Consider the following 25,750-nt stretch of genomic DNA (forward strand, 5'->3'; position numbering starts at 1 on the left):
CCAGCCGGTCAACTGAGCGTGCATTGCGGCGCGACCCACGCCCGGCGATCCCCCCACCCCTCCGGATACCGTCAAGGAGTGACCGACCAGCACCACCCCGACACGCCCACACCCAGGCCCACGCCCACACCCAGGCCCACGCCCACACCCACGGCCAAGCCCACCCCGGCGCCCACGCCCAACCCCACCCCGGCGCCCGAGCTCTTCACCTGGGAGTTCGCCACCGACCCCTACCCCGCCTACGCCTGGCTCCGCGAGCACGCCCCCGTGCACAGGACGAAGCTGCCCAGCGGGGTGGAGGCCTGGCTGGTCACCCGATACACCGACGCCAAGCAGGCCCTCGCCGACCAGCGGCTGTCGAAGAATCCCGCGCACCACGACGAGCCCGCGCACGCCAAGGGGAAGACAGGGATCCCCGGTGAGCGCAAGGCCGAGTTGATGACGCATCTGCTCAACATCGATCCGCCGGACCACACCCGGCTGCGGCGGCTCGTGTCGAAGGCGTTCACACCGCGCCGTGTCGCCGAGTTCGCGCCGCGCGTGCAGGAGCTCACCGACGACCTCATCGGCCGGTTCGCGCGCAACGGCTCCGCCGACCTCATCCACGAGTTCGCCTTCCCGCTCCCCATCTACGCCATCTGCGACATGCTCGGCGTCCCCCGCGAGGACCAGGACGACTTCCGGGACTGGGCGGGCATGATGATCCGGCACGGCGGGGGCCCGCGGGGCGGGGTCGCGCGGTCGGTGAAGATGATGCGCGGCTACCTCTCCGAGCTGATCCATCGCAAGCGCGAAGCGCTCCCCGCCGAACCCACCCCGGGCGAGGACCTCATCTCCGGCCTCATCCGCGCCTCGGACCACGGCGAGCACCTCACCGAGAACGAGGCGGCGGCCATGGCCTTCATCCTGCTGTTCGCCGGTTTCGAGACCACCGTGAATCTCATCGGCAACGGCACCTATGCCCTCCTCACCCACCCCGGGCAACGCACCCGCCTCCAGCAGTCCCTCGCCCGGGGCGAACGCGCCCTGCTCGCAACCGGCGTCGAGGAACTCCTCCGCTACGACGGCCCCGTAGAGCTCGCCACCTGGCGGTTCGCCACGCAGCCGCTCACCATCGGCGGCCAGGACATCGCACCCGGCGATCCCGTCCTCGTCGTACTCGCCGCCGCCGACCGGGATCCGGAGCGGTTCGCGGACCCGGACACCCTCGACCTCGCCCGCCGTGACAACCAGCACCTCGGCTACGGCCATGGCATCCACTACTGCCTCGGCGCGCCCCTCGCCCGCCTGGAGGGCCAGACCGCGCTCGCCACCCTCCTCACCCGCCTGCCGGACCTGCGACTCGCGGTGGATCCGGGCGAACTGCGGTGGCGCGGCGGGCTCATCATGCGGGGGCTGCGGACGTTGCCGGTGGAGTTCACCCCCGTGCCGTAGCCGACCGGCACACACGCGGGGCACAAGCGGGGCACGCCGGGGGGCACAAGCGGCGGGACGCAAGCGCAAGTCACCAGCGCAAACATGACACGCGTTCAATTCTGTGATCTTCACGTGATCTGCGCGGCATTAACTTGTGACAAGTGATCGTCTGCCGATACGTTCACCCATCAGCGCGGCACCCCACCATCGGCGCCCCGCAGGTCCTTGCTGTCTCGCGAAAGGCCCCCGCATGCTCTCCGGGAACGGTCGTCACCGTCGCCCCCGCCAGGCACCCGCTCTCGTCGTCGCCGCCGGTGTGACCGGCTCAGCCATCGCCATTCCCCTCCTCGGCGCCACCGGCGCGAGCGCGGCCAGCGGGACGACCTGGGACCGGGTCGCGGAGTGCGAGACCGGTGGCTCCTGGAGTGCCGACACGGGTAACGGGTACTACGGCGGGCTCCAACTCTCCCAGGCGGACTGGGAGAAGTACGGCGGCCTCACCTACGCCGCGAGCGCGGACCGGGCCAGCCGTTCGCAGCAGATCGCCGTCGCCGAGAAGGTCCTCGCGGACCAGGGTGTCGGCGCGTGGGCGACCTGCGGTCCGCTCGTGGGGCTCGACACGGACTCCGCGTCGGCCCGGGTCGACACGGGTGTGGCCGGTGACGCGTCGAGCACTCCGTTGGATACGAGATCCGACGTTTCAGGCATTCTGTCCAACTCGCTTGGATTGTCCAACTCGCCCGGTGGCTCCTACTCCGGTGGCACCGGCAGTCCCGACGGCTCAAGTGGGGCCAACGGGTCCAATGGCTCCAACAGTTCCAATGGGCCCAACGGATCTGATGCACCCACGAATTCGATCAATCCCACCGAATCCGCTGAATCGGCCGAATCGGCCGAATCCACCCCGTCCTCCGGCTCCACCTCCTCCACCCCCTCCACCCCTTCCGGCGCCTCCACCCCCTCCTCCGGGTCCGAGTCCAGCGGATCCCCCGCATCCCCCGCATCCCCCACATTCCCCGGGTTCAGCCAATCCCCCGAATCGGGCGAATCCCTCCCATTCTCCTCGTCTCCTGACGTGTCATCGAGCACGCCAAGCACCTCGAACCTCACCGACACGGGCGCTCTCCTCGGCATCGGCAAGCACCGCGGGGGCAGCGCGAACGAGGATGCGGCGGGCGGTCGTACCGTCGAATCCTCCGGGCGGCACGCCTCGCGCAGTGGTGCCACCACCCGTGCGGCAGGCGACGGTTCATACACCGTCCGGGAGGGCGACAGCCTCTCGGGGATCGCCGACTCCCTTGGTGTGCAGGGCGGATGGTCCACCCTCTACGCCGAGAACAAGGACTCCCTCGGCGCCGACCCGGACCTCATCCTCCCCGGTCAGACGCTGGATGTCGGCGTCGAGTCGGCCGGCGAGTAGGTGCGGGAAACGGCCCACGAACAGCGGGAGTTCACGTCACACTTCGAGCCGAATGTCCGGTTTGGCGAAAGTGTGGGATGAGTCTCAGAAGCCCTGATCGTCTTTGAAATTCCGCCGATCGCGTGTCTACGGTCATGACCGCTCGCCAACACGAGCCCCGGTTGCCGCAACGCCGAATCCTGCCAGCGGCTGCCCGGGAACAGTCGTCGCGTCAAGCGCCGTAGGCAGGAGCGGGGGACCCAAGGTAAGTGCCGGGCCCGGCAGTTGAGGCGACTCAGCGCCGGAACCGGCTTGGGGTGAAGCCACGCCTCCGACGGAGGTGTGGCCGGGCAACTCAACCGGCCCGAACCCGACAGCTCACCTCGCAGGCGTCGGTGAGGGGATCCAACCATGCTGTTTTCCGGCAAGGGCAAGCACCGTCGTCCGTCCAAGACCGCTCGCGCCATCGCCGCCGTCGGCGTCACCGGCGCCGCCGCCGTCGCCGCCCCGCTGATGGCGGCCGGCAACGCCTCCGCCGCCACCGCCTCCGAGTGGGACGCGGTCGCCCAGTGCGAGTCCGGCGGCAACTGGTCCATCAACACCGGCAACGGCTACTACGGCGGCCTGCAGTTCTCCGCCTCGACCTGGGCCGCGTACGGCGGTACGCAGTACGCCGCCACGGCCGACCGGGCCACCAAGGCGCAGCAGATACAGATCGCCGAGAAGGTGCTCGCGGGTCAGGGCAAGGGCGCCTGGCCGCACTGCGGCAAGGGCCTGTCGAACGCCACCTACACCGGCGGCGGCTCCGCCGGCAGCGGCTCCTCGCAGAGCACCAAGCAGGAGAGCACCCAGCAGAGCACCGAGACCAGCACGCGTGCGACCGAGCAGCAGTCGGCCTCCCGCTCGCAGGAGCGTCCGGCCGCGAAGGAGACGGTCACCACCCCGACCGGCGGCAAGGTCAAGAAGGGCGACGGCGAGTACAAGGTCGTCGAGGGCGACTCGCTCAGCACCATCGCCGCCGAGCACGACGTCAAGGGCGGCTGGGAGAAGCTGTTCGAGCTGAACAAGGACATCGTCGAGGACGCCGACCTCATCTACCCGGGCCAGCAGCTGCACCTGAAGTAACACGGGTCCAGCTACGGTCCGAGGGGCTGACCCCCGTGAGGGTTCCTCCCCCGTTCCCCACGGGCTTCCCGCCCCGGTGCGTGTTCCCCCGTACGCACCGGGGCGGGGCTTTTTGTGTCACCGTTACGCACCGGCGTCTTTGTTCCGTTCGGAAACAATTTACTCTCGGTTCCGTCCACGGGGTGGGCGACCGGCTGGCCGATCGCACGGAGCCGGTTAGGCTCGTCTCGCAGAGCCGCTGCGGTCCTGCTCAACCGCGTCACATCCACGAAGGAGATGCTCGTGCCGTCCATCGACGTCGTCGTAGCCCGGGAAATCCTGGACTCCCGAGGCAACCCCACGGTCGAGGTCGAGGTCGGCCTCGACGACGGCAGCACGGGTCGTGCCGCCGTCCCGTCCGGCGCCTCCACGGGCGCCTTCGAGGCCATCGAACTCCGCGACGGCGACCCCAACCGTTACCTCGGCAAGGGCGTCGAGAAGGCCGTCCTGGCCGTCATCGAGCAGATCGGGCCGGAGCTGGTCGGCTACGACGCCACCGAGCAGCGCCTGATCGACCAGGCGATGTTCGACCTGGACGCCACCGACAACAAGGGCTCCCTCGGCGCCAACGCCATCCTCGGCGTCTCGCTCGCCGTCGCGCACGCCGCCTCCGAGGCCAGCGACCTCCCCCTCTTCCGCTACCTGGGCGGCCCCAACGCGCACCTGCTGCCGGTGCCGATGATGAACATCCTGAACGGCGGCTCGCACGCCGACTCCAACGTGGACATCCAGGAGTTCATGATCGCCCCGATCGGCGCGGAGTCCTTCTCCGAGGCCCTGCGCTGGGGCGCCGAGGTCTACCACACCCTGAAGAAGGTCCTGAAGAGCAAGGGCCTGGCCACCGGCCTCGGCGACGAGGGCGGCTTCGCCCCGAACCTGGACTCCAACCGCGCCGCCCTCGACCTCATCCTCGAGGCCATCAAGGAGGCCGGCTACACCCCCGGCGAGCAGATCGCCCTCGCGCTCGACGTGGCCGCGTCCGAGTTCTACAAGGACGGCGTCTACGTCTTCGAGGGCAAGGAGCGCTCGGCCACCGAGATGACCGAGTACTACGCCGAGCTGGTCGAGGCGTACCCGCTGGTCTCCATCGAGGACCCGCTGTTCGAGGACGACTGGGAGGGCTGGAAGACCATCACCGCCAAGCTCGGTGACAAGGTCCAGCTCGTCGGCGACGACCTGTTCGTCACCAACCCCGAGCGCCTCGCCCGCGGCATCGAGGAGGGCGCGGCCAACGCCCTGCTGGTCAAGGTCAACCAGATCGGCTCGCTGACCGAGACGCTGGACGCCGTCGAGCTGGCCCAGCGCAACGGCTTCAAGTGCATGATGTCCCACCGCTCCGGCGAGACCGAGGACGTCACGATCGCCGACCTCGCCGTCGCCACCAACTGCGGCCAGATCAAGACCGGCGCCCCGGCCCGCTCCGAGCGCGTCGCCAAGTACAACCAGCTGCTGCGCATCGAGGAGATCCTCGACGACGCCGCGGTGTACGCCGGCCGCAGCGCGTTCCCCCGCTTCAAGGGCTGACAGCTGACACCCGGCCGACACCCTGGCTGACACCAGTAGGCAGCGTCGTACGTACGTCCCCGTACCCGGTCCCGTACCGTGTGCGGGGACGTACGCGCGTGGACGGGAGGCGGAAGCCAGATGGCCGTGAGAGACCGGGACCGTTTCTCCACCGCGACCAGGATCCGTCTGCTCGGCGAGCAGACGGCGGCCCGCGTCTACCGTTCGCAGACCCGCCGCCAGGCCCGCCGCTCCCGGCTCACCGGCCGCGCCGCCCTGCTCGCCCTCGTCGTCTGTTCCCTGGTCGTCGCCCTCGCCTACCCGATAAGGCAGTACGTCGCCCAGCGCGCCGAGATCGCCGACCTGCAGCGGCAGAAGGAACAGGCCCGGCAGCGGGTCGAGGAACTGCGCGATCTCAAGGCACGTTGGCAGGACGACGCGTACGCGGAGCAGCAGATCCGTGAGCGGCTGCACTACGTCATGCCCGACGAGACCGGCTACATCATGATCGACCCGGACGCGGTCAAGCAGTCGCGCACCGACCTGGGTGTGGCCGACCGCCCCTGGTACACGAACGTCTGGGACGGCGTCGACAAGTCGGACGCCTCCGACCAGTGACCACAAGAGAAAGAACGTCATGCAAACGCCCCCGCCGCCCACCCCGCGCACCGAGCCCACCGACGCGGACGTCGAGGCCTTCAAGCAGCAGCTCGGGCGGCCGCCGCGCGGACTGCGCGCGATCGCGCACCGGTGCCCGTGCGGGCAGCCGGACGTCGTGGAGACCGCCCCGCGGCTGCCCGACGGCACTCCCTTCCCGACGCTGTACTACCTGACGTGCCCGCGGGCCTCGTCCGCCATCGGCACACTGGAGGCCGAGGGCGTGATGAAGGAGATGACGGCCCGGCTGGAGACCGACCCGGAGCTCGCCGCCGCGTACCGCGCCGCGCACGAGGACTACATCCGGCGCCGGGACGAGATCGAGGAGCTGAAGGGCTTTCCGAGCGCTGGCGGCATGCCGGACCGGGTGAAGTGCCTGCACGTGCTGGTCGCCCACTCCCTGGCGGCCGGGCCGGGCGTGAACCCGCTCGGCGACGAGGCCCTGGCCATGCTGCCGGAGTGGTGGCGCAAGGGGCCGTGTGTGTCCGTGGCGGACTCCGGGGCGAACGAGGAGGACGACCAGTGACCCGTGTGGCCGCCATCGACTGCGGTACGAACTCCATCCGGCTCCTCGTCGCCGATGCCGACCCGGCCACCGGGGAACTCGTCGATCTGGACCGCCGTATGACCATCGTGCGCCTCGGCCAGGGCGTCGACCGTACGGGCCGGCTCGCCCCCGAGGCGCTGGAGCGCACCTTCGCCGCCTGCCGCGACTATGCGGCGATCATCAAGGAGCACGGCGCCGAGCGGCTCCGCTTCGTCGCCACGTCCGCCTCCCGGGACGCCGAGAACCGGGACGAGTTCGTGCGCGGGGTCATGGACATCCTGGGTGTCGAGCCCGAGGTCGTCACCGGGGACCAGGAGGCCGAGTTCTCCTTCACGGGCGCGACGAAGGAGCTGGCGGAGCACGATCACCTGCCCAAGCCCTACCTCGTGGTGGACATCGGCGGCGGGTCGACCGAGTTCGTCGTCGGCGAGGAGCACGTCCGCGCGGCGCGCTCCGTGGACGTCGGCTGCGTGCGGATGACCGAGCGTCACCTGGTCCGCGACGGCGTCGTCTCCGACCCGCCCTCCGAGGAGCAGATCGCGGCGATGCGGGCCGACATCGAGGCGGCCCTCGACCTCGCCGAGCGGACGGTGCCGCTGCGGGAGGCGAAGACGCTGGTGGGGCTCGCCGGTTCGGTCACCACGGTGTCGGCGATCGCCCAGGACCTGCCCGAGTACGACTCGACCCGCATCCACCACTCCCGGGTCACCCTGGACCGGGTCCGCGAGATCACCGACTGGCTTCTGCACTCCACCCACGCCGAGCGTGCGGCCGTACCCTCCATGCATCCGGGGCGAGTCGACGTCATCGCGGCGGGAGCGCTGGTGCTGCTCTCGATCATGGAACGGATCGGCGCCGGGGAGGTCGTGGTGAGCGAGCACGACATCCTGGACGGCATCGCGTTCAAGGTGGCGGAGGACGCCGTTTCTACTGGTCAGTAGCCATCGGCTGAGCAGGTCGGCCGGCGTATGAGCGCGTCCGAGGGGGCCTTCCGGCCCTCTCGGCGGCCCCTCGGAGACGCCCGCCGAAGAAAGTTCGTGAAGTTCTTCACAAGGAATTCGGCCCCGTCGGACCACGGATGGGTGCCCGTTGACCCTTCCGAGGGGTGAACGCGCACTTGAACATGTTCAGATGGCTGGTGTAAGGGTGCTCCTGGGTCTCCCCGCCGGAGCGGGGTTTCGGCCCGCTCACAGAGGGCTCAGAACCCCAGAGAGGCAGCTCACGCGGCCTTGACAACGGTCGGCCCTACACGATGGTTCCCCTCGGCCGCCATGATCTCGGTCACGCGGGCCGCGCAGTGTAGCAGAGGGCGTGGGGAAGCTTGTGAAGGGGCGCACGAGCTACCCCTCCAGGGCGGGTGGATACTCGATGGCATGAGCACCACGGAGCGTCCCAGGATCCTCGTAGTAGGCGGTGGGTACGTAGGCCTGTACGCGGCTCGGCGCATCCTGAAGAAGATGCGCTACGGCGAGGCGACCGTCACGGTCGTCGACCCCCGGTCGTACATGACCTACCAGCCCTTCCTCCCCGAAACCGCCGCCGGCAACATCTCCCCGCGCCACGTCGTCGTCCCGCTGCGACGCGTGCTGCCCAAGGCGGAGGTGCTCACCGGCCGGGTCACCACCATCGACCAGGACCGCAAGGTCGCCACCATCGCCCCGCTGGTCGGCGAGGCGTACGAGCTTCCCTTCGACTACCTCGTCGTAGCGCTCGGCGCGGTCTCCCGCACCTTCCCGATCCCCGGCCTCGCCGAGCAGGGCATCGGCATGAAGGGCATCGAGGAGGCCATCGGCCTGCGCAACCACGTCCTCGAGCAGCTCGACAAGGCCGACTCCACGACCGACGAGGAGATCCGCCGCAAGGCGCTCACCTTCGTCTTCGTCGGCGGAGGCTTCGCCGGTGCGGAGACCATCGGTGAGGTCGAGGACATGGCCCGGGACGCGGCCAAGTACTACACCAACGTGTCCCGCGAGGACATGCGCTTCATCCTCGTCGACGCCGCCGACAAGATCCTTCCCGAGGTCGGGCCCAAGCTCGGCACGTACGGCAAGGAGCACCTGGAGAGCCGGGGCGTGGAGGTCTACCTCTCCACCTCCATGGACTCCTGCGTCGACGGTCACGTGGTGCTGAAGAACGGCCTCGAGGTCGACGCCAACACCGTGGTCTGGACGGCGGGCGTCAAGCCGAACCCGGCGCTGGCCCGCTACGGCCTCCCGCTCGGCCCGCGCGGTCACATCGACTGCGAGCCGACGCTCCAGGTCAAGGGCACGGACTACATCTGGGCCGCGGGCGACAACGCCCAGGTGCCCGACCTCGCCGCCCGCAAGGCCGGCGTGGAGAACGCCTGGTGCCCGCCGAACGCCCAGCACGCGCTGCGCCAGGCCAAGGTGCTCGGCGACAACGTGGTCTCCGGGATGCGGGGCTTCCCGCAGAAGGAGTACAGCCACGCCAACAAGGGCGCGGTGGCGGGTCTCGGCCTGCACAAGGGCGTGGCGATGATCGTCATGGGCAAGATGAAGATCAAGCTGCGCGGGCGCCTGGCCTGGTACATGCACCGCGGCTACCACGGCATGGCGATGCCGACCTGGAACCGCAAGATCCGCGTCTTCGCCGACTGGACGCTCGGCATGTTCCTCAAGCGCGAGGTCGTCGCGCTCGGCGCCCTGGAGTCTCCGCGCGAGGAGTTCTACGAGGCGGCGAAGCCGGCACCGGTCGCTGCCGCGAGCAAGACCGGGGAGAAGGCGAAGGCCTCCTGACCGCCGGTCACTCCTGAGCACCCCGGAAGGGGCCGCCCGCCATCCGTGGTGCGGGCGGCCCCTTCGGCGTGTGTGCGCTCCGAGGCTTTGGCGGTCAGGTGGCCTGGCCGCGCTTGTCGGCGGGCAGCTGGATGCTGTCGACGAGCTTCTCGTGGTCCGATTTCACGGTGTCCGGCTCTTCGTCGATGCCGATCGTCGCGGTCTGGATCATGTAATCGTCCACGAGGATCAAGTCGACGTGGCCGACGGTGCCGTCAGGGGACCTGACGTCCGCATGGAGGGTGTGATGGCCGTCGGCCGTGGTGCCCTTGCGGACGTTGGAACTGGTGAGTTTCTCATCGGAGGACTTCACGGTCTCGTTGTAGCCCATCAGGTAGCCCTTGAGAATGATCTTGAGATCGTTCTGACTGATACCGGGCGCTTCCGTGACCGAGAACTGGACGACCGTTGAGTCGGTCGTCGCTATGTACGTACGACCTCCAGGCACCCTCTCGGCCTCGGTTTTCTCGGGAAGCTGGGCGGTGATGCCGCTCGGAGCGTCCTTGGTCTCCACCCATCGCGCCTCAGCCACGGCGACGCTCGTGGTATCTGGTGCCGGGGCGGCGAACGCGGTGCTCGGCAGGAGGGCACCTCCGGTGATCACCGTGGTCGAAGCGGTGAGCAGGGCGAGGCGCTGGAAGCGGGAAAGACGAGTCATGGCCGTTCACATCCGAATGAAGTAGGGAAAGCGGATATGTCCATTACGGCCCGCCGCCCGAAGCCCGTCATGCCACGGCCTTCCGTGACAGGGAAACTCGGGACTTGACCCACGTCGTGGCGTCCCGCACCATGCCCTCGACCTGACACGGACCGCGATGCCGAGACCGTGGAGGTGTGCGCCATGGCTGACGCCGCGTCGCGGCTGAAGGGGCTGCTCGAGCAGCTGGTGGCTCCCGAGGGGCCTGAGAAGCCCGAGGACTCCGAGGAGTCCCGACATCACTCTTTGTGATGACGATCACCCATCCCCGCGGCTACCGTGGATGAGCAGGCCGAGAATCCCGCCCATGGGAGGAATCATGACCGCCGAGCCCATCGCCGAGCCGACCGCCGAGCCCGGCTGCCGCTGGCCGGTGCCGCCCCGGGACGGATACACCGTGGACGACCTGTTCACGTTGCCCGATCTCCCGCCGCACACCGAGCTGATCGACGGGAGCCTGGTATTCGTGAGTCCGCAGCGGTATTTCCACAGCACGATGATCGACCTGCTCGTGGCCGGTCTGCGCCGCACGGTCCCCAAGGACATGAAGGTCGTCCGAGAGATGACCATCGTCCTGGACCGCCGCAACGGCCCCGAGCCCGACATCTCCGTCGTTCGGTCCGAGGCCGTCACCAGCAGGGAGCAGACCCGCTTCAAGGCCGCCGACGTCCAGCTCGCGGTCGAGGTCGTCTCCCCGGACTCCGAGGCACGTGACCGCGACACCAAGCCCCACAAGTACGCCGCCGCGGGCATCCCGCACTTCTGGCTGGTCGAGACCAGCGGCACGAACAAGCACCCTGTGGTGCGCACTTACGAACTCGACCCTGTGTCCAAGACGTACGCCCTGACCGGTACGCATCGTGAAGAGCTCAAGCTCGGCGTGCCCTACGACATCGACATCGACATCACCCTGGATGCACTCGACGAACTCTGACCACCGCTCCTGACGAGGGTTTTGCCCAGACGTAACGCGAACAGGGGACTGCGGCCGGGCCCCGCAGGTGTTTACGTGGTGTCGGATCGTTGTCACGGAGGTGTGCGCCATGGCTGACGCCGCGTCGCGGCTGAAGGGGCTGCTCGAGCAGCTGGTGGGAACTCCGCTCCCGGTGCGTATCCGCGCCTGGGACGGTTCGCAGGCGGGTCCGGCGGACGCGCCGGTCCTCGTCGTACGCAACCGGCGCGCCCTGCGCCGACTGCTGTGGAAACCCGGCGAACTGGGCCTGGCCCGCGCCTGGGTCGCCGGGGACGTCGATGTCGAGGGCGATCTGTACGCCGCCCTCGATCTGCTCGCCGGCCTGATCTGGGAGCGCGGTGAGGACGCCCGCGGCCTCGCCGAGGCCCTGCGCGACCCCGAGGTACGCGCCGCCGTCCGGGGCCTGGTACGGCTCGCCGGCCCCGGACTGCCGCCCGCACCGCCCCGCGAGGAGGTGCGCAGGCCCCGCCGTCACCTGCACACCAAGCACAGCGACAAACGCGCCATCAGCCACCACTACGACGTGGGCAACGACTTCTACGAGATCGTCCTCGGGCCGTCCATGGTGTACTCCTGCGCCTACTGGCCCACCCCGGACAGCACCCTGGAGACCGCCCAGCGCGACAAGCTCGAACTCATCTGCGGCAAACTCGCCCTGACCCCCGGTCAGCGCCTCCTCGACGTCGGCTGCGGCTGGGGCTCCATGGCCATCCACGCCGCCCGCGAGCACGGCGCGAGCGTCGTCGGCATCACGCTGTCCCAGGAGCAGGCGGCGTACGCCCGCAAGCGCGTCGCCGACGAGGGCCTGACCGACCGGGTCGAGATCCGGGTGCAGGACTACCGGGACGTCCGCGACGGGCCCTACGACGCCATCTCCTCCATCGGCATGGCCGAACACGTCGGCGCCGAGCAGTACCTGCAGTACGCCCAGGATCTGTACGCCCTGCTCGCCCCCGGCGGGCGGCTGCTCAACCACCAGATCGCGCGGCGGCCGCAGCGGGACGAGTCGGCCTACAACGTCGACGAGTTCATCGACTCCTACGTCTTCCCCGACGGCGAGCTGCAGCCCATCGGCATCACCGTCACCCAGCTGGAACGCGCCGGGTTCGAGGTGCGCGACGTGGAGTCGATCCGCGAGCACTACGCCCTCACCCTGCGCCGCTGGGTCGCCAACCTGGAGGCCGACTGGGCCCGCGCGGTCAAGCTGACCAGCCCCGGCCGCGCCCGCGTCTGGCGGCTGTACATGGCCGCCTCGGCGCTGTCCTTCGAGCGCAACCGCATCGGCGTCAACCAGGTCCTGGCCGTCCGGACCCCCGACTCCGGCGCCTCCGGAATGCCGCTGCGCTCGCGCACCTGGACCGCCTGAACGACCGAAGGCCCCGCCTCCCGAAGGAAGCGGGGCCCTGATCGTCGTACGCCCTGATGAACTACTCCGACTTGATCGCCGTGAGCATGTTCAGGCGCGCCGCCCGGCGGGCCGGCCACAGGGCGGCGAGCACGCCCACCGTCGCCGCCAGCAGCAGGAAGACCGCCATCCGGGCCCAGGGCAGGACCAGTTCGTACGTCGGCGTCTTCGTGGCCAGCAGCTCACCGGCCGCCCAGCCGAAGAACCCGCCCAGGCCGATGCCAAGCACGCCGCCGAACAGGGAGATGACCAGGGACTCCAGACGGACCATCCGCTTGATGCCCTTGCGGTCCAGGCCGATCGCGCGGAGCATGCCGATCTCCTGCGAGCGTTCGAAGACCGACATGGCCAGGGTGTTGATGACACCGAGGACCGCGACGATCACCGCCATGGCGAGCAGGCCGTACAGCATGTTCAGCATCAGCGTGAACATCGACGCGATCTCGTTGGAGATGTCCTTCCTGTCCTGGACCTTGATGCCCGGGTTGGCGCCGAGGGCCTTCTCCAGCCGGTCCTTCGTGGCGTCCGACGCGCCGTCGGAGGTCTTGACCATGACCCGCATGTCGGTCGGGTCGGACAGGTGCGGCGTGAGGGTCGCGTTGTCGAGCATGATGCCGCGGATCATGTCGTTGCCCTCGTAGACCCCGGCGACGGTGAACTGCTGCTTCTTGCCGTCCTCGAACGAGGCGCCGAACGTCGAGCCGGCCTTCCAGCCGTGCGACGTCGCGGTCTCCGCGTCGACGACGACATCCGTGCCGCCCACCTCGAAGGTGCCGCTGTCGACCTTGAGGTCGGTCAGCTGACCGATCGCGGAGCCGGTGACACCGGTGACGTACTCGGTCTCGCCGCCGATGCGCGCGGGCGCGTTGCGCAGCGGGCTGGTGGCGGTGACGCCCTCGGTCTGCTGCAGCTTCTTGTCGACGTCCGGGGAGAGGAAGTTGCCGTTCGCCATCGAGACGACGTAGTCGGCACGGATCGCGGCCGAGGCCATCTTGTCGATCGACTTCTGCAGGCTGCCCGCCATCACCGTCATACCGGTGATCAGGGTGAGGCCGATCATCAGGGCCGAGGCGGTGGCGGCCGTACGGCGCGGGTTGCGGACCGAGTTCTGGCGGGCGAGCTTGCCCGACACCCCGAAGATCCGCAGCACCGGGGCTGCCGCCGCGATCAGCGGGCGGGACAGCAGCGGGGTCAGGACGAACACACCGATGATCAGCAGTACCGCGCCGAGGCCCATCGGGGCCTGGCCGTCCGAACCGTCCATCGTCGTCGCCGCGAGGATCACCGCGACGCCGGCGGCGGAGAACAGGGCGCCGATGGTGTTGCGCAGCACCAGCGACTTCACGGTCGCCTGCGCGTGCACGCTGCTCATCGCCGCCACCGGGGGGATCTTCGCCGCCCGGCGGCCGGGCAGCCAGGCAGCCAGCATGGTGACGAGGATGCCGACCGCGAGGGCGGCGCCGATCGTGCCCGGGGAGATCACCAGCGGCCCGTCGGGCACGGTGGCGTCGAGCGCGCCCATCAGGGAGCGCAGCCCGGCGCCGATGCCGACGCCGGCGATCAGACCGGTCACCGCGGCGACCGCGCCGACCACGAACGCCTCGATCAGCACGGAACGGGTGACCTGCCTGCGCGAGGCGCCGACCGCGCGCATCAGCGCCAGCTCCTTGGTGCGCTGGGCGACCAGCATGGTGAAGGTGTTGGCGATGATGAACGTCCCGACGAACAGCGCGATACCGGCGAAGACCAGCAGGCCCTGCTTCAGCCCGCTCATCGACGAGGCGATCATCTCCGCCTGGTCGTCGGCGAGCTCCTGGGCGGTGGTGGTCTCGACGACGTCCTCGGGCAGCGCCTTGTCCAGCTCCGCCTTGAGCGCGGTCTGGCTGACGCCCGCCTTCGCGGTCACGTCGATCTGGTCGTAGGTGCCCGCCTTGCCGAACAGCCGCTGTGCGGTGGCGGTGTCGAAGAGGGTGAGGCTGCCGCCGGCGGCGACGTTGCCGTCGTCGGTGGTGAAGATGCCGGTGATCTTCGGGGTGAGGACCGGGCCGTCGATGGACAGCCGGACGGTGTCGCCGACCTCGTACCCGGCGCGCTTGGCGGTCGCGGAGTCGACGAGGATCTCGTCGGGGCCCTGCGGGGCCGTACCCCTGACCAGCGGGTAGCGGGGGTCCTTGTCGCCCCAGTAGTTCCCGCCCTGCGACTGGAAGCCGTTGCCGAGCAGCTTGCCGTCCTTGTCGGCCATGGCGGTGAAACCGGTCACGACCCCGATGGCGTCGGCGGCCCCCGGCACCTTCGCGGCTTCGTCGAGCAGCGCCCGGGTCAGTTCGGGGGCCTTGCCGAGGGTGTCGCCGGTGTCCTGGCGGCCCTCGGTCGTCACGGCCACGTCGACGTGGCCGAAGCCCTTGGCGGAGCTCTTCTGGAGGGCGTCCGAGATGGTGTTGGTGAAGACCAGCGTCCCCGACACGAAGGCCACGCCGAGCATCACGGCGAGTACGGTCATCAGGAGCCGGGCCTTGTGCGCGAGTACGTTGCGCAGGGCGGTGCGGAACATGGAAGTCTCAGTCCTGGATCTGCGGGTGAGGGGGCGTCAGCTGGTGCGGCCCTTGGCGTCGAAACGCTTCATCCGGTCGAGGACCGAGTCCGCGGTCGGCCCGTACACCTCGTCCACGATCCGGCCGTCGGCGAGGAAGACGACCCGGTCGGCGTACGCCGCCGCCACCGGGTCGTGGGTCACCATGACCACCGTCTGGCCCAGCTCGCGCACGGAGTTGCGCAGGAAGCCCAGCACCTCGGCACCGGAGCGGGAGTCGAGGTTTCCGGTCGGCTCGTCGCCGAAGATGATGTCGGGGCGGGAGGCCAGGGCGCGGGCGACGGCGACGCGCTGCTGCTGGCCGCCGGAGAGCTGGGACGGGCGGTGGCTGAGCCGGTCCCTCAGACCCACCATCTGGATCACGGTGTCCAGCCACTGCTTGTCCGGCTTGCGGCCGGCGATGTCCATCGGAAGGGTGATGTTCTCCAGGGCGGTCAGCGTCGGCAGCAGGTTGAACGCCTGGAAGATGAACCCGATCTTGTCGCGGCGCAACTTGGTGAGCTGCTTGTCCTTCAGGGAGCCCAGCTCGGTGTCGCCGATGCGCACCGAGCCGGAGGAGAAGGTGTCGAGGCCTGCGACGCAGTGCATCAGGGTGGACTTGCCGGAACCGGAGGGGCCCATGATCGCGGTGAACTCGGCCTGCCGGAACTCGACGGAGACCCGGTCCAGGGCGACCACCTGGGTCTCGCCCTGTCCGTAGATCTTCGACAGATCCGTGGCGCGCGCGGCCACGGTGGTGGTCCGGCCGGCGACGGGTGTGGTGGTCACGGGGAGGCTCTCCTGTCGGGACGACGGTGCTGCTTGGGACGTGCTCCATCGTCTCGGCCGTACGGCGCCGTGTAGTCAGTCGCTGTTCCGGTTCCGGGGGCAGACTGCGGTCGGACCGCGGAGGCCCGTGTCATACCTGGGGATGACGGGCGGGCCCTACGGGATGCCCGGATGGGGGCACCTGTCGAGAACAGGTGGAGCCCCCTCGTTCGGGCGGTGTTCGGACGGTGAAATTCCGTCATTCCGCATGCGCGGCCGGCCCTCACCGGTAAGGCTATTGGCAAGTGCGGACGGCTCGTACCGGGTGCTGATGCACCCTCAGACGTCAATAAAATAAGACAACATCGGTCCGCCCTTCCGCTGTTCGGGGGATGTATCCCGATAGGCTCGGAACCTCGACGCGGAGCCCATGGCCTGCCCGGATGGTGGAATGCAGACACGGCGAGCTTAAACCTCGCTGCCCCTCGCGGGCGTACCGGTTCGAGTCCGGTTCCGGGCACCAACCGCTGCACCGTGCCCGAGCCGTCGAACTGCTCCGTGTGACCGGCTGGACGCGGAGAGCCCGATGGCGGGTGACATCCAGACGGTCGTGTGCGAGCCGAGTTGCCGAGCACTCCAACGGCTCCGGCGACCGGCAGACCATGCACCGCAACGACACCGACACCGACGTCGCCCCGTGGAACAGCGACGAGATCTCCTCCTGGCGCACGACGAACGGATGCTGAGTTGACCACCGCCGCTGGCACATCACTTGCCCCGCTCGTCCGGACGAGCGGGGTGTGCAAGGCGTACCGTTCCGCGGCCGAGACCGTATGGGCCGCGCGAGACGTGGACTTCACCGCCCGGGCGGGGGAGTTCGTGTGCGTGTACGGCGCCAGCGGCTCCGGCAAGTCGACCCTGCTGAACCTGCTGGCCGGCCTGGATCTCGCCGACTCCGGCGAGATCCGGGTCGGCGGCGTCGACGTGGGCACGGCCGACGAGGCGCAGCGCGCGGAGTTGCGGCTGCGCACCGTCGGGGTCGTGTTCCAGGAGCACAATCTGATCGAGGAGTTCACCGCCGTCGAAAACGTCGCGCTGCCCCTGGAGGCACGCGGCGTCCCCGTCGCCGAGGCCCGTGAGCAGGCGCTGGAGCAACTGTCCCGCGTGGGCCTCGCCGATCTGGCGGAGCGGCTGCCGTGGCAGCTCTCCGGCGGCCAGCGGCAACGGGTGGGTGTGGCACGGGCGCTCACCGGTCAGCGCGCCGTCCTCCTCGCGGACGAGCCGACCGGTGCGCTGGACTCGGTCGCGACACAGGAGTTGTTCGAACTGATCCGCAAGCTGTGCGACGACGGCGTACTGGCCGTGGTCTGCTCGCACGACCCGCGCTGCCGCGACTTCGCCGACACCGTCTACGAGGTCATCGACGGCCGCCTGGAATCCCGCTCGTGAACGCCAGGGAGAACGCCACGGAGAAGACGAGTACGGCACCGGCGCCACCGGAGCCGAGCCGTATGACGTACGCGGGTCAGCTCCGCCTGGCCCTCCGACTCGCCCGGCGGCTGGGACGCTCGCGGGCGCAGGCCCGCTCGGTGGCGATCGTGTTCGTCGCCGCTCTGCTGGTGATGGCGATGTTCGTCACCCTGCGGACGCTGTCGCTGTCGGGCGAACAGGTCGCCGACCGCGACCTGGGCCGCTTCGGCGCGAAGGTCGGCTACGGCAGCGGGGTGGCCCTGCTGCCCGGGGACGACACGTTCGTCGCCGACCTGGAGGCCAGGGCGCGCGAGACCGGCGTCAAGGACGCCGAGATCGTGCTCAGCGCCACCGACGTACAGCTGAACACCACGCCGGCCCGCAACGTGACTGCCCTGGAGACCGACTGGCTCGCCCGCCCGTACCCCGAGCGATACGAGCTGCTGTCGGGACGGTGGCCGAGCCGCCCCGGCGAGGTGGCCGTGACCGAGCCCGAGGACGTGCGGACCCCGGTGGGCGAGACGCTCACCGTGCTGGGCGACGTACGGCTCAAGGTCGTCGGCACCGTCGACGACCGGACCGCCGACACGACGAACCTGCTGTTCGGACGGGGCACCTGGGCCGACCTGGACCCCACCCTGAGCGACGGGTTCCCGGTGCTGACCGCCCAGATGGACCTGATGTGGTCCGGGGAACAGCCGGAGGCGGTCCTCGACGCGTTCACCGCGGCGGCGCGCACCTGGGCAGCGGGCCAGGGTGAGGACGCCCAGGGCAGCGCCGGGGACAGCACGGACATCGGACGGGACGCCGTTTCCGCCACCTTCACCACCCGGGACGATCTCTCGCGGCACCCTCAGAAGACGTGGATCGAAAAGACTCCGGCCGGTTACACCGTTCCCTCGCTCCTGGTGCCCGCGGCCGCGGTCCTGCTGGTGTTCGGGCTGAACGACCGCCGCTTCCGGCGCACCACGGCCTCCCTGGTGTCCGTCGGTGTCTCCCGCAGGACGGCCGCCGCGGCCCCGGCCCTGGCCGCCCTGGCATGGTCACTGGGCGCGGCGGCCTGCGGAGCACTGGCCGGTACCGTCGTGGGCATCGGCGCCCGCCAACTCGTCTCCCATCTGCGCGAGCGCCCCGCGGGCCCGCTCGACGACCTCGCCACGCCCGCGCTGCGCCTGCTCGTGGTGGTCCTGCTGACCAGCCTGGCCGCCGGAGCGTCGCTCGCCCGCGCTCGGCGGGAGGTAACCGCAGGGCCGCAACACGAGAGCGGGGCCGCCGCCACGGACGAGTCCACCGCATCCGTCGCGTCCACCGCATCCGCCGCGTCCTCTCGTGCCACCCGCCTGGTCCGCGATGCCCGGCACCTGCTGACCGTCGCCGCGTGGTGTGCCGTGGTCGTGTACGCCACCCGGGTCGACTCGCCCGCCCAGGCCATGGTCCTGACCGGCATGGTGATCGCCGCGGTGCTGCTGGTTGTCCCCGAGGTCTTCGGCGCCGTACTGCGGGTGCTCCCGGAGGGCGGGCCGCGCCGCCGCCTGATACGCCGCCAGCTGGCCGCCGACCGACGCAGGGCCTGCGCCGCCCTGGCCGTCCTCACGGTCCTGTTCGGCGCCTCACTGGGCTATCTCACCCTCCTCGACACCCTGATCCGCACCGCCGAGAAGCAGTCGTATCCCGCCGTCCTGCCCGGGCAGGTCCTGCTGGCCGGCACCGAGAGCGACACCTTCCCGCCGAGTGAGGCCCTGCTGCGCACGGTCGACGCGTCCCGCGCGCTCGACGGTCTGCCCCGCACGAAGGTGCGCTACCTCAGGGACGGCGACGCCGACAAACCACGGATGGCGAGCCGGGAGGGCGACGACGGCAGCCTGCTCGCGGCGGACACTCCCGAGCAGATCGAAAAGCTGCTCGACCTCCGGCTCAACGGCACCCAGACCTCGGTACTGCGCGACGGCGGCCTGCTCCTCTGGGCGGACGCCGTCGACGCTCCCAACGGCACGAACGCGCCCGCCCGTCTCGTCGTCCGCGAGGGCGACCATGTCCTGGGCCGCACGGCGGAAGTGCCCACGACCACGGCCGACCCCGATCCGGCCGCGTGGCGGACCGGCTCCGGCGGCATCATGCTGCGCTCCACCGCCGACGCGCTCCGGCTCCCGATCCAGACCGACGGCCCGCTCATGGTCACCGGCGTCTCCGCCGACCGGGCCCATGCCCTGCAACAGGCCGTCATCAACGCAGGCATGGACGCCGGCGCCGTCCTGATCCACGTGAAACCGGACGATCCCGTACCCCCCGCGGCACTGCTGGCCACCGCCGTGGGCCTGGTGGTCCTGGCGCTCTTCGCCGTCCTGGCCGCCACCCGCAGCCAGACCCGCATTCTGCGCCGATACGTGGCCCGTCTGATCGCCGTCGGCATCCCCCCGCGCTGGGCGCGCCACGTCCTGCTCTGCCAGCACGGCGCCCTCATCGCGGTGAGCACCGTACTCGGCCTGGTGATCGCCGTAGTGCCGAGCGTGGTCCTCGCCTCGCGGATCTCCGGCTTCGTCCTGAGCGTCCCGTGGTGGCAACTGGCCGTCCTCGCCGCGGCCCTCTACCTGGCCGCCTTCCTCGCCGCGCTGCACTCCGCCCACAAGCTCAGCGTCATGGAGGCGGCATCGGGCTGAAAGTTCCACGACACTGCATGACGCCACGTGTCAACGCTGCGATGACGACACGTCAGCCGACAGTCCAACCGCACAAGAGATTGCGGACTTCACCCCCGCAGACCCGTTGACACTCGGCGGATGGGAGCGGAGACTCACACCCAGGTAGTGAAAGTAATTTCACTCTGCGAACACATTGCGAACACCACTGCGAACACCACCCCGTCAACAGGCGAAGGGAACGCCCGATGCGTACCACCGTCGGCATCATCGGAGCCGGCCCGGCCGGCCTGCTGCTCGCCCGGTTGCTGCACAACGCCGGGATCGACTCGGTCGTCCTGGAGAGCCACGACCGGGCCTACGTCGAACGGCGGCAGCGGGCGGGGATCCTGGAGCAGGGGACGGTGGACGTGCTGCGCGCGGCCGGAGCCGGGGAGCGGATGGACCGGGAGGGGCTGCGGCACGACGGCATCGAACTGCGCTTCGACCGACGCCGCCACCGCGTCGACTTCCCCGCCCTGACCGGCGGCCGCTCCGTGATGGTGTACGCCCAGACGGAGGTGTGCAAGGACCTCATCGCCCTGCAACTGAAGGAGGGCGGCCCGCTGCTGTTCGAGGCGGAGGCGCTCGCGGTCGAGGACGCGCAGAGCGAGCGGCCGCGCGTGCGTTTCCGGCACGCGGGGAGCGAGGACGTACTGGAGTGCGAGTACGTTGTCGGATGCGACGGTTTCTGGGGCGTCGCCCGCAAGGCGGTGCCCGCCTCGCTGTCCCGGGTGTACGAACGGACGTACCCGTTCGGGTGGCTCGGCATCCTCGCCGACGTACCGCCCTCCCACGACGAACTGGTCTACGCCCGCCACGACCGCGGCTTCGCCCTGCTGTCCATGCGGTCGACGTCCGTGTCCCGCCTCTACCTCCAGGTACCGGACGGCACGGACGCCGAGGAGTGGGACGACGACGGGATCTGGACGGAGCTGGAGCGGCGGTTCGAGACCGCCGACGGATGGCGGCTGCGGCGCGGGCCGATCACCCAGAAGTCGGTCACGCCCATGCGGTCCTTCGTGCACGAGCCGATGCGGCACGGGCGGCTCTTCCTCGCCGGTGACGCCGCTCACATCGTGCCCCCGACCGGGGCCAAGGGCCTCAACCTGGCCGTCGGCGACGTCGTCACCTTCGCGCGGGCCCTGACGCACCGCCAGGAGACCGGATCGGCCGAACTTCTCGACACCTATTCGGAGACCTGCCTGCGCCGCGTCTGGCAGGCCGAGCGGTTCTCGTACGACATGACGACCCTGCTGCACCGGGCCCCGGACGCCACTCCCTTCGAGGACCGGCTCCAACTCGCGCGGCTGGAACGGATCGCGACCTCCCGCGCCGTGGAGACCGACCTCGCCGAGGCATACACCGGCTTCCCACTGCACTGACCGCCGCACCGACCACTGCCCCGGCCGCGCGGCTTGATCACCGGCCGGTTCCGGCCCTGTACCGAGTTCATCAGGAATGACCCCCTCCGCTGGCGGGAATCACGCACCCGGCTAGCGTGTTGCGCAGCAGCAGGGGGGAAAGATCCTCCCCAAGCACTAGGGTGATTCCTTTGCCTGTCCATTACTCTTGGGCCAGAGCCACGCAGGGTGGCCATGGAGGAGTGAAATGAGGAGTAGCAACCCGGTCTTCTCGCGACGGGGGTTCAGCCGCGACAACGGCTACGCGGGCTTCAACACCGCGCCGCAGGCCGGGGGCGCCGCTGTAGGCACACAGGGCAACCCGTATGCCCAGCCCGGCGCCGGCAACCCCTACGCGCAGAACCCCTACGCCCAGAACCCGTACGCGCAGCAGGACCTGCAGTACGGCGCCCCGCCGCAGGCACCCGCCGGCACCGGCCGGATGACGATGGACGACGTCGTCATGCGCTCGGCGATGACGCTCGGTACGGTCGTCGTCGGTGCCGTCCTCGCCTGGGCCCTGCTGCCGGTGTCGTCCAGCAGCTTCGGCCTGGCGATCGGCGCCGCGCTCATCGCCTTCGTCCTGGCGATGGTCCAGTCGTTCAAGCGCAAGGCCTCGCCCGCGCTGATCCTGTCCTACGCCGCGTTCGAGGGCGTGTTCCTCGGCGTGTTCAGCGAGATGTTCAACAGCCGCTGGTCCGGCGCGCCCTTTCAGGCGGTGCTCGGCACGATGGCGGTCTCGGGCGCCACGCTGCTGATCTACAAGGCCGGCTGGATCCGCGTCACCGCGCGCTACGCCCGGATCGGTATGGCGATCGCCATCGCCTTCATCCTGGTCATGGCCGTCAACCTGCTGCTGGTCGCCTTCGGTGTCGCCGAGGACGGCGGACTGCGCAGCATGGGCCCGCTCGGTGCGATCGTCGGCATCATCGCGATCGTGCTCGGCGCGTTCTTCCTGACCCTCGACTTCAAGCAGATCGAGGACGGCATCGCCTACGGTGCGCCGCGCGAGGAGTCCTGGCTGGCCGCGTTCGGTCTGACCATGACGCTGGTGTGGATCTACATCGAGATGCTGCGGCTGGTCGCCATCTTCAGCGGTGACGATTAGCGGTGACGATCAAGGCGCTGCGCGGCTGAACGCCGACGCGTGAAGATGCCTCAAGGGGCCCCGGGTTTCGCCCGGGGCCCCTTTTCGCGGGGGTGGGCGCTCAGAGCAGTTTGCGCGCGGCCCTCCTCAGGTCGTACTCGTGGATGATCGCCTTGGCGTGGCCGTACGCGAGGTCGTACTCGTGACGCAGCCAGCTGACCTTCTCCTCGAAGCGGAGAGCGGGGCCTTCTTCGACGGTGCGCAGCCAGTCGGAGACTTCACGACCGGTGCAGTGGGGGATTCGGGCGAGCAGATTGCGATGGGTCTCCTCGGAGAAGACTTGGGACATCGGCGCCTCCGGGTGCAATCGGGTGTAAGCCGGTCCTTCAGGTCACGGTGCCTGAGCGTTCGTCTGTTGGCAACAGTGCGGGTAGCCTGCCGGCGTGGTTGATACGACGCGTCTGATCAGTGCGGTTGATCAATTTGCGGATCGGTTGAGGGCGGCGCCGCAGAGTCGGTTGCAGCGGGGCGCTGCCGCTGAGGCATTGGCGCTGGCCAGGGAGCTGGCCCGGTGGGCGCAGTCGGTGGAGGAGCCGGGGAGTGAGCCTCGGGTGATGCCGGATGCGGGGATGTTCGCGGCGGCGGATCAGATCAGTGTCGCGGGGCGCGATCTGGCCGTCGTGTTGACGAGTGAGGCCGAGGTGGAGGAGGCCGTCCGGGTGGTGGTGGAGGCGCAGAAGCGGGCGGGGGTGTGACGGTTTGGTCGCGGGTCGCGGGTCGCGGGTCGCGGGTCGCGGGTCGCGGGTCGCGGGTCGCGGGTCGCGGGTGCGGTGCGGGTGCGTGGCGGGTTGTTCGCGCCCACGTGGCGGAGCCGCATATCGATACAGCCGCGCGCCCCTGAAAGCGCGTCGCCGTGCTCGGCGTCCTAGAAGGACGCGATCACCCTGTCCGCCAGGATGTACACCGTCTCCTCGCCGCACGTGAACGTCAGCGTGTACGCGCCCGAGATGCCCGAGCCGCCCAGGAGGACCGGGGTCTCGCCGGAGCGGAGGGCCGCGGCGAGGCGTTCGGCGGTTTCGCGGTGGCCGGGGGTCATGCAGAGGGTCGTACCGTCGGCGAAGACATAGACGTCGAGAGTGCCCAGGGGGCCGGGGCGGACGTCGGTGAGCTCGACGCGGGACGCGGCCAGCTCCTCCAGGATGGACACCGTGCGTTCGTGGTCGTTGGCGGTCGGTGACGACGTCGGTGTGAAGTCGGGGTGGGAGGGGTGGCGGCGGCGGGCCGCGGCCAGTTCGGGGGAGTCTCCGGCGAACTCGTCCGGCTCGGCGCCGGGCTCGCTCACCGGCTCCAGCGGCTCCAGGCCCGCGAAATCGGCCTGCCGGGGGAGGAAGAGGTCGTTGTCGGCCAGGCCCCCCAGCAGCGAGGGCGCGTCGGAGACGTCACGTGCCTCCTGGGCTGCCCAGAAGGCGCGCGCCTCGGCCAGCTCCCGCTCCCGCTCCTCGGCCAGCGCCTCCGCCACGGCCGCGCGTATCTCCTCCGCGTCGGCCGCGGTGCGCGCGGCGGGCAGCAGGCGGCGTGCGGCGGCGCGGCCCTCGGCGAGCTCGGTGTGCAGGGCCGCGACCTGGCGGCGCAGCTGCAGGAGGGTGCGCAGGACGGCGACGCCCACGGCGCCCGTGGCGGCCGTGGTGACCAGCAAGGCGATCGGCATGGGGCTCACTGACGTACTCCCGGTTCAAAGTCGACCCCCGACTTCCTACATCAGCTTGAGGGGTGAACTGAGCAGCTGTCAGTGCGTAACGTCACGAAACGGACAGGAAATTGCGTCTGGTGTTTGCGGCGGTGCTGTGCTGACCTGCAGTGATCTCTGTTCCGAGGGAGATAGGTCACATCCTGGGGGAGATTGGGTCACAAAACGGCCCAGAACCCCGGTGGTTGCGGGGTCCGGGCCGACGGGTGACGGTGGGTGCCGGTCCGGACACCCAGAGGTTCAGCTGAGGCGTTCGATGACCATCGCCATGCCCTGGCCGCCGCCGACGCACATCGTCTCCAGGCCGAACTGCTTGTCGTGCCACTGCAGGGAGTTGATGAGCGTGCCGGTGATCCGGGCGCCGGTCATGCCGAAGGGGTGGCCGACGGCGATGGCGCCGCCGTTGACGTTCAGCTTCTCCAGCGGGATGTTCAGGTCGCGGTAAGAGGGGATCACCTGGGCGGCGAACGCCTCGTTGATCTCGACCAGGTCGATGTCGTCGATGGTCAGACCGGCGCGCGCCAGGGCCTGCTTCGAGGCCTCGACGGGGCCGTAGCCCATGATCTCGGGGGACAGGCCGGAGACGCCGGTGGAGACGATCCGGGCCAGCGGGGTCAGGCCCAGCTCGCGGGCCTTGGTGTCCGACATGATGATCAGGGCCGCGGCGCCGTCGTTGAGGGGGCAGCAGTTGCCGGCGGTGACCAGGCCGTCGGGGCGGAAGACCGGCTTCAGGCCCGCGACGCCCTCCATGGTGACGCCGGGGCGGGGGCCGTCGTCCTTGCTGATGACCGTGCCGTCGGGGAGGGTCACCGGGGTGATCTCGCGCTCCCAGAAGCCCTTCTTGATGGCTTCCTCGGCGAGGTTCTGCGAGCGGACGCCGAACTCGTCCATCTCCTCGCGGGTCACGCCCCAGGAGCGGGCCAGGTTCTCGGCCGTCTGGCCCATGGCGATGTACGGGTCGGGCAGCAGGCCGTCCTCGCGCGGGTCGTGCCAGGAGGTGCCCTCGGACGCGGCGACGGCGGCCGTACGGGCCTCGGCGTCGGCGAAGAGCGGGTTGTGGGTGTCGGCCTGGTCGGAGGTGCCGTACTGCGAGCGGGAGACCATCTCCACGCCCGCGGAGATGAAGACATCGCCCTCACCGGCCTTGATGGCGTGCAGGGCCATCCGGGAGGTCTGGAGGGAGGAGGAGCAGTAGCGGGTGATCGTGCAGCCCGGCAGGTGGTCCATGCCCATCTGTACGGCGACGATCCGGCCCAGGTTGTGGCCCTGCTCGCCGCCGGGCAGGCCGCAGCCGAGCATCAGGTCGTCGATGTCCTTCGGGTCCAGCCCGGGGACCTTGGCGAGGGCGGCCTGGATGATCGTGGCGGTGAGGTCGTCGGGGCGCAGGTCCTTGAGGGAGCCCTTGAAGGCGCGGCCGATGGGGGAGCGGGCGGCAGAGACGATCACGGCTTCGGGCATCACGGCTCCATTGGCTT

22 protein-coding genes, 1 tRNA gene and 1 riboswitch are annotated in these 25,750 nt (G+C 69.9%); of the genes, 17 read left to right on the plus strand and 6 right to left on the minus strand.

Features of this window, described 5'->3' with window-relative positions; translation table 11 throughout:
- Window positions 1-78 precede the first annotated feature (78 nt).
- The 8 genes from HJD23_RS25225 to HJD23_RS25260 all read left to right on the plus strand — a co-directional run bounded on the left by HJD23_RS25225 (window position 79) and on the right by HJD23_RS25260 (window position 9,442).
- Entirely contained in the window at window positions 79-1,434 is a 1,356-nt protein-coding gene (locus tag HJD23_RS25225) for a cytochrome P450 (protein ID WP_240980812.1), read from the plus strand.
- A gap of 232 nt (window positions 1,435-1,666) precedes the next feature.
- A complete protein-coding gene (locus HJD23_RS25230; protein ID WP_171108332.1) occupies window positions 1,667-2,836 on the plus strand; it encodes a transglycosylase family protein in 1,170 nt (389 codons plus the stop codon).
- Between the two features lie 206 nt (window positions 2,837-3,042).
- Window positions 3,043-3,222: riboswitch (cyclic di-AMP (ydaO/yuaA leader) on the plus strand.
- A 4-nt stretch (window positions 3,223-3,226) separates the two neighbouring features.
- Window positions 3,227-3,940, plus strand: a complete 714-nt coding sequence (locus HJD23_RS25235; RefSeq protein ID WP_171108334.1) for a transglycosylase family protein — start codon at window positions 3,227-3,229, stop codon at window positions 3,938-3,940.
- A 282-nt stretch (window positions 3,941-4,222) separates the two neighbouring features.
- Window positions 4,223-5,503, plus strand: a complete 1,281-nt coding sequence (gene eno, locus HJD23_RS25240; protein WP_141311441.1) for a phosphopyruvate hydratase — start codon at window positions 4,223-4,225, stop codon at window positions 5,501-5,503.
- Between the two features lie 120 nt (window positions 5,504-5,623).
- Window positions 5,624-6,100 (plus strand): septum formation initiator family protein, encoded by a 477-nt coding sequence (locus tag HJD23_RS25245; protein WP_180685390.1) that lies wholly within the window; start codon window positions 5,624-5,626, stop codon window positions 6,098-6,100.
- A 19-nt stretch (window positions 6,101-6,119) separates the two neighbouring features.
- Window positions 6,120-6,665 carry a DUF501 domain-containing protein gene (locus HJD23_RS25250; RefSeq protein ID WP_171108340.1) on the plus strand — a complete coding sequence of 182 codons (546 nt, stop codon included), beginning with the start codon at window positions 6,120-6,122 and terminating at the stop codon, window positions 6,663-6,665.
- Window positions 6,662-7,627 (plus strand): Ppx/GppA phosphatase family protein, encoded by a 966-nt coding sequence (locus tag HJD23_RS25255; protein ID WP_171108342.1) that lies wholly within the window; start codon window positions 6,662-6,664, stop codon window positions 7,625-7,627. The genes HJD23_RS25250 and HJD23_RS25255 overlap by 4 nt, the downstream gene beginning before the upstream one ends.
- Window positions 7,628-8,059: 432 nt before the next feature.
- Entirely contained in the window at window positions 8,060-9,442 is a 1,383-nt protein-coding gene (locus tag HJD23_RS25260; RefSeq protein ID WP_171108345.1) for an NAD(P)/FAD-dependent oxidoreductase, read from the plus strand.
- Between the two features lie 94 nt (window positions 9,443-9,536).
- Here the strand turns inward: HJD23_RS25260 and HJD23_RS25265 are convergent, their stop codons facing one another.
- On the minus strand, window positions 9,537-9,995 hold the full coding sequence (locus HJD23_RS25265; RefSeq protein WP_171108347.1) for a hypothetical protein: 459 nt from the start codon (window positions 9,993-9,995) through the stop codon (window positions 9,537-9,539).
- Between the two features lie 502 nt (window positions 9,996-10,497).
- Between HJD23_RS25265 and HJD23_RS25270 the strand changes: the two genes are divergently transcribed.
- Together HJD23_RS25270 and HJD23_RS25275 are read left to right on the plus strand one after the other, a co-directional pair.
- Entirely contained in the window at window positions 10,498-11,112 is a 615-nt protein-coding gene (locus HJD23_RS25270) for a Uma2 family endonuclease (protein ID WP_171108349.1), read from the plus strand.
- Window positions 11,113-11,221: 109 nt separating this feature from the next.
- The gene (locus HJD23_RS25275; RefSeq protein WP_171108353.1) at window positions 11,222-12,517 is read left to right on the plus strand and encodes a cyclopropane-fatty-acyl-phospholipid synthase family protein; all 1,296 of its coding nucleotides are present in this window, start codon (window positions 11,222-11,224) and stop codon (window positions 12,515-12,517) included.
- A 61-nt stretch (window positions 12,518-12,578) separates the two neighbouring features.
- Here the strand turns inward: HJD23_RS25275 and HJD23_RS25280 are convergent, their stop codons facing one another.
- On the minus strand, window positions 12,579-15,107 hold the full coding sequence (locus tag HJD23_RS25280) for an ABC transporter permease (protein WP_171108356.1): 2,529 nt from the start codon (window positions 15,105-15,107) through the stop codon (window positions 12,579-12,581).
- Window positions 15,108-15,143: 36 nt separating this feature from the next.
- Window positions 15,144-15,914 (minus strand): ABC transporter ATP-binding protein, encoded by a 771-nt coding sequence (locus HJD23_RS25285; protein WP_141311433.1) that lies wholly within the window; start codon window positions 15,912-15,914, stop codon window positions 15,144-15,146.
- A gap of 416 nt (window positions 15,915-16,330) precedes the next feature.
- Between HJD23_RS25285 and HJD23_RS25290 the strand changes: the two genes are divergently transcribed.
- The 6 genes from HJD23_RS25290 (at window position 16,331) to HJD23_RS25315 (ending at window position 22,549) form a co-directional block, all read left to right on the plus strand.
- Window positions 16,331-16,416, plus strand: a tRNA-Leu gene (locus HJD23_RS25290).
- 70 nt (window positions 16,417-16,486) lie between these two features.
- The gene (locus HJD23_RS25295) at window positions 16,487-16,639 is read left to right on the plus strand and encodes a hypothetical protein (RefSeq protein ID WP_171108357.1); all 153 of its coding nucleotides are present in this window, start codon (window positions 16,487-16,489) and stop codon (window positions 16,637-16,639) included.
- 1 nt (window position 16,640) lies between these two features.
- Window positions 16,641-17,342 carry an ABC transporter ATP-binding protein gene (locus tag HJD23_RS25300; protein ID WP_197972287.1) on the plus strand — a complete coding sequence of 234 codons (702 nt, stop codon included), beginning with the start codon at window positions 16,641-16,643 and terminating at the stop codon, window positions 17,340-17,342.
- The gene (locus HJD23_RS25305; protein ID WP_171108360.1) at window positions 17,339-20,020 is read left to right on the plus strand and encodes a hypothetical protein; all 2,682 of its coding nucleotides are present in this window, start codon (window positions 17,339-17,341) and stop codon (window positions 20,018-20,020) included. Before HJD23_RS25300 ends, HJD23_RS25305 begins: the two co-directional genes overlap by 4 nt.
- A gap of 227 nt (window positions 20,021-20,247) precedes the next feature.
- Window positions 20,248-21,423: a 4-hydroxybenzoate 3-monooxygenase gene (locus HJD23_RS25310; RefSeq protein ID WP_171108363.1), complete on the plus strand. Its 1,176-nt coding sequence runs from the start codon at window positions 20,248-20,250 to the stop codon at window positions 21,421-21,423.
- A gap of 226 nt (window positions 21,424-21,649) precedes the next feature.
- Window positions 21,650-22,549, plus strand: a complete 900-nt coding sequence (locus HJD23_RS25315) for a Bax inhibitor-1/YccA family protein (protein ID WP_171108366.1) — start codon at window positions 21,650-21,652, stop codon at window positions 22,547-22,549.
- A 100-nt stretch (window positions 22,550-22,649) separates the two neighbouring features.
- Here HJD23_RS25315 and HJD23_RS25320 read toward each other — a convergent pair whose 3' ends face one another.
- Window positions 22,650-22,877, minus strand: a complete 228-nt coding sequence (locus HJD23_RS25320) for a DUF4287 domain-containing protein (protein WP_141311429.1) — start codon at window positions 22,875-22,877, stop codon at window positions 22,650-22,652.
- Between the two features lie 94 nt (window positions 22,878-22,971).
- Between HJD23_RS25320 and HJD23_RS25325 the strand changes: the two genes are divergently transcribed.
- Window positions 22,972-23,283 carry a hypothetical protein gene (locus tag HJD23_RS25325; protein ID WP_171108369.1) on the plus strand — a complete coding sequence of 104 codons (312 nt, stop codon included), beginning with the start codon at window positions 22,972-22,974 and terminating at the stop codon, window positions 23,281-23,283.
- Between the two features lie 170 nt (window positions 23,284-23,453).
- On the opposite strand, the gene HJD23_RS25330 is transcribed toward HJD23_RS25325, so the two are convergent.
- Window positions 23,454-24,236, minus strand: a complete 783-nt coding sequence (locus tag HJD23_RS25330) for a hypothetical protein (protein ID WP_171108373.1) — start codon at window positions 24,234-24,236, stop codon at window positions 23,454-23,456.
- Between the two features lie 279 nt (window positions 24,237-24,515).
- Complete coding sequence (locus tag HJD23_RS25335) at window positions 24,516-25,733, minus strand: acetyl-CoA C-acetyltransferase (protein WP_171108374.1); 1,218 nt, start codon at window positions 25,731-25,733, stop codon at window positions 24,516-24,518.
- Window positions 25,734-25,750: the final 17 nt, after the last annotated feature.

The sequence above is a fragment of the Streptomyces sp. Z423-1 genome (assembly GCF_013009255.1).
GTDB lineage: Bacteria > Actinomycetota > Actinomycetes > Streptomycetales > Streptomycetaceae > Streptomyces > Streptomyces gossypiisoli.